Source organism: Acidimicrobiia bacterium (genome assembly GCA_016650365.1).
In the GTDB taxonomy this organism is placed as follows: Bacteria; Actinomycetota; Acidimicrobiia; order Spongiisociales; family JAENVV01; genus JAENVV01.
In genome coordinates this window covers 1-3,921 of the sequence record JAENVV010000060.1, presented here as the reverse complement: position 1 = coordinate 3,921, position 3,921 = coordinate 1, and the positions used below count along the sequence as shown (strand labels likewise).

The following is a 3,921-nucleotide window of genomic DNA, read 5'->3' as shown; positions in this document are numbered from 1 at the left end:
GAGTTTCTCAATCGTATTCAAGGACAGTTTGTCATCATCGGGCTTATCGGAGCGGCGGTCGCCGGGCTGATCGCTTCGGGACTCGCCGCCGCCTCACTCCGGCCGATGGGATCGCTGGCGGCCGCCGCCGAGAACGTCGCACGCACCCAGGACCTTGACGCCACTATTCAGGTTCGCCGCTACGACGAAGTGGGGCGAGTGTCGAGCGCCTTCAACACGATGCTCGCCGCGCTGGCTGCGTCGCGCAGCCAGCAGAAACGACTGATTGACGACGCCTCGCATGAGTTACGGACCCCACTGACCGCCTTGCGCACCAATATCGATTTCCTCCAACGGGCCGACGGTCTTGAGCTGTCAGAGCGGAAAGACATCTTGCGCGATGTGAACTTCGAGCTTGAGGAATTGACCACCCTGGTGTCGGAACTGGTCGAGCTCGCCAAAGACAACCAGACAAGCGATGAGGCAATCATGGAGATCGAGCTCGGCGCTCTGGTTAGCCGGGTCGCCGAGCGGGCCGAACGCCGATACAACCGGGCGGTCATAGTTACGTCCGACGACACCCACGTCACCGGTCGTCCCACCCTCATCGAGCGAGCCGTCTCGAACCTCATCGACAACGCCCACAAATGGAGCGGACCCGATCAACCCATTGAGGTGTCCGTGGCGGCCGGCGAAGTGCGCGTTCGCGACCACGGCCCGGGAATCAGCGACGCCGACAAGAGTCGGGTATTCGATCGGTTCTACCGCTCTGACCACGCCCGGACGCTGCCAGGATCAGGTCTTGGCCTGGCCATCGTCCATGAAATCGTGGTATTCCATGGCGGCACCACGATCGTCGAGGACGCTCCCGATGGCGGAGCCATCGTCGGTTTCCGGGTGGCAGCCGCCTCATAGTCCGTTTGCCCCCGTCGGGGCCGAAGCCTCTGGTCGACAACAGGGCGTGGCGCGACACTGACGATATCTCGTTTCGTCGAGTCGCCTGCCCACCGAAACGTCACCGGGACGAAGGCTGGTTCGGCTGCTCGTCGTTCAAGTTCTCGGACGTCGCACGAACGTTGAGAAACCTGAAATCCGAAAGGATGGCAGAAAATGGTTCTTAGGGTCTTCTTAGATTCTGTTTCCCGTACGTTTAGGTCCGCCGATCATAGTTCTGTCATGGAAGGCACCACGATGACCTCCACAAACGAAGAAGACGCCACCCCCGTGCCCAGTCTGATCGCGGTCAGCTTCACGGATCCCTTGCTCGCCCAAGAGGCCAGTATCGCCATGATCCGCCTTGAGCGGCGCCAATCCTTGAAGATCGACGACATGGCGATCGTCAACAAGACCACCGATGGGCGGGTCCACATCCACCAGACGCGCGACATGAGCGCCGGGCAGGGAGCTGCTACCGGCGGCATGTGGGGCGCCTTGGTCGGTCTCGCAGTGGCAGCACCTTTCGTTGGGGCAGCCATCGGCGCGGCGGCCGGTGGGTTATTCGCCAAACTACGCGACATCGGCATCGACGATGGCCGGATGCGCGACCTTGGCGACAGCCTCACAGACGGCCAGGCCGCTCTGTTCATCCTCCTCGAAGATTTCCAACTTGCCCACTTGCTTGCCGAACTCCGACGGTTCGACGGTCGACTCCTCCATGCGACCGTCGACGCCGAGCTCGCAGCTCAACTCGAGGAGGCGCTTGCCTACCAGATCTGAAAATCACCGGAACGGGCGGTTTCGGCCCCCCCAGCCTGACTCCCACAAGGCCGCCCGTTCCGACCGCTAGTCACGAAAGGAACCGCCAACATGGACACGACATTTATTGCCAGCCGACCCTCCGGCCGTACTCGTCGACCCAAGACCTATCGAGCAGATCGAGTGTGTACGGACTTCTCCTGTGAGACGATCCTCTCCCGCTACAACAAGCGAGAGGCCTGTCACATCCACGCCCCCGTGAAGTTCCCCCGCATCCGCGGGCGTTTCGAAGACGACGAATAGACCTCACTGCAATCCGGGTTGGTTCATGTTCAGGTTCTGAACAAAGACCAGCAAACGATAGGGCGGGCCCAAATTGGGCCCGCCCTACCTGACTCTCCAGCGTCTACGGTTCGACGATGACTTTGGCTCGCATCCACGGGTGCGGTGTGCAGAAGTATTCGAACTCGCCAACCTCGCCAAACGTGTAAGTCCACGTGTCACCCTTGGCCAATAGGCCAGAGTCGAACCCGCCTCCTACGTCAGTCACGGTGTGAGCTTGGGCGTCCTCGTTCAGCCAGGTCACGGTTGTTCCGACCTTGACGGTCAAAACGTTGACGTCGAAATCGACGGGCACCTCGTCGACGGCGAACTCATCGGGAGCATCGAGGGGCTGAGCAGTCCAGGCGGCATCAACCATTCGCACCACCGGTCCATCCGGCATGGTGCTCGGCAGATCGGGAGTCGCTGCGCTCCCTTCGGAGGAACCGACCTCGAAGATCTCCGGGTTCGGGTCACCCGACACCGTAACGATCCCGAGGGCGCCCTTATCGAAGGTACGGGTGATGGCGTGGTCCACGAGGAGGATGTTGGCCGGGACGTACCCCACGAGGTCGACAATGACACCGCCACCGGCCGGCACCAGCGTCGTTTGCGATCCTCTGAGAGGCTCGTTGAGTGCCGCACCTTCCATCCACACGGCATCCCATTGCGAGCCAATCGGATGGAAATTGGCATCAAGGTTGATTCCGGCGTTCACAAAGTAGATCCGGGCCCGATCCCCCACCGCCATCTGTAACGCGTTGTCACCAGTCAATGCACCCTTGGCACCATTGAACACGACCATCGTGGGGTGCTCGTCGGTCATCGCAGCCCGGTCCATCGTGTACGGACCCGAGTCGGTCGACGTCAGGTAATACTCCGACTGCACGACGTAGAACTCCTTATCGGCAGCCGGAAGCGGGGTTTCCGGATCGATGAGAATCCCACCGTACATTCCATGAGCGATATGCCCTGGCACGTCGCCCGCGGCACAGTGATACATGAATATTCCCGGATACAACATACGGGCCTCAATGACGGCAGACTCGCCGGGGGCAACCAGGGTATCGGCAGCGCCGCCTCCTTGACCCGAGACGGCATGGAAGTCGACGTTGTGAGCAGACAGGTTGCCCTCTGGGTTGTGAATCACGAACCGCAGAACATCACCGACCCTGGCACGAACCATCGGACCAGGCGTACCGGTCAACCGATCGTCGCCGTGTATCTGATAACCCCAGGTCTCGAATTCGATGCCGGTGGCTGGGTCGATGGCTGTCACATTCTCAACGACGTCGAACTCGACCGTAACAATCGCTTGGTTCGTCCGGTCGGGAGCCGGAGGCACGTTCGGTGCGTACGAGACATTGATTTCGTCAGCCGGCGCAGGAGACAGCTCGGCCTTTGGAGTGAGGACCGGGATCACCGATCCGAACTCGGAACTGACCGGGGTGGCGATGGGCTCGGTAGGCGGGGCCACCGGAGTCGTTGGGGTCGGAGCGTTCGTAACCACGGTCGGCGTGAACCCGGTGAGTTGCTCGTCAACCATTGACTGCACGACATCTTTGTCAACGGAGTTGTGCGATGCCAGCAGCACGACCGACACCACGCTGAGAATCGAGGCGACTAACACGCCGGCCAATGCCGCTGCCAGTAGCCAACCCAGGGCTGGATGGACGTGGGACGGGGACTCGGTGGGTCGGGTGCTCATTGGGTTCCTCCATTACGTTGGATTGGTTCTTCAAACACTGAGCGCCGTCCGAGCGCCGCGACGAGCGCCCGGCGGGCGTCGACCCACGCATCGTGCAACGCACACGGCAGATCTTCATTGCAGGTACTGTTGCGCAGCACGCAGAGGCCGTCGGCAGTCGGACCCTCGACGGCCTCGATGACCTGGATCATCGTCAAGTCATCGGCCGCATCAAGGGT

At 61.4% G+C, this 3,921-nt stretch carries 5 protein-coding genes; 3 read left to right on the top strand and 2 right to left on the bottom strand.

Translation table 11 applies throughout. The annotated features are described in order from the left end of the window. From JJE47_03820 to JJE47_03810, 3 genes are all read left to right on the top strand, one after another. Positions 1-894: HAMP domain-containing histidine kinase (locus tag JJE47_03820; GenBank protein ID MBK5266538.1), on the top strand; the 894-nt coding region annotated here is incomplete at its 5' end. A gap of 276 nt (positions 895-1,170) precedes the next feature. Then, complete coding sequence (locus JJE47_03815; GenBank protein ID MBK5266537.1) at positions 1,171-1,695, top strand: DUF1269 domain-containing protein; 525 nt, start codon at positions 1,171-1,173, stop codon at positions 1,693-1,695. A gap of 90 nt (positions 1,696-1,785) precedes the next feature. After that, positions 1,786-1,977 (top strand): hypothetical protein, encoded by a 192-nt coding sequence (locus JJE47_03810; GenBank protein ID MBK5266536.1) that lies wholly within the window; start codon positions 1,786-1,788, stop codon positions 1,975-1,977. A gap of 103 nt (positions 1,978-2,080) precedes the next feature. Here the strand turns inward: JJE47_03810 and JJE47_03805 are convergent, their stop codons facing one another. Both JJE47_03805 and JJE47_03800 read right to left on the bottom strand, forming a co-directional pair. Continuing rightward, positions 2,081-3,703, bottom strand: coding sequence for a hypothetical protein (locus JJE47_03805; protein MBK5266535.1), 1,623 nt, complete (start codon positions 3,701-3,703; stop codon positions 2,081-2,083). Continuing rightward, on the bottom strand, positions 3,700-3,921 hold a 222-nt coding region (locus JJE47_03800; GenBank protein MBK5266534.1), incomplete at its 5' end, for a hypothetical protein. The genes JJE47_03805 and JJE47_03800, both read right to left, overlap by 4 nt.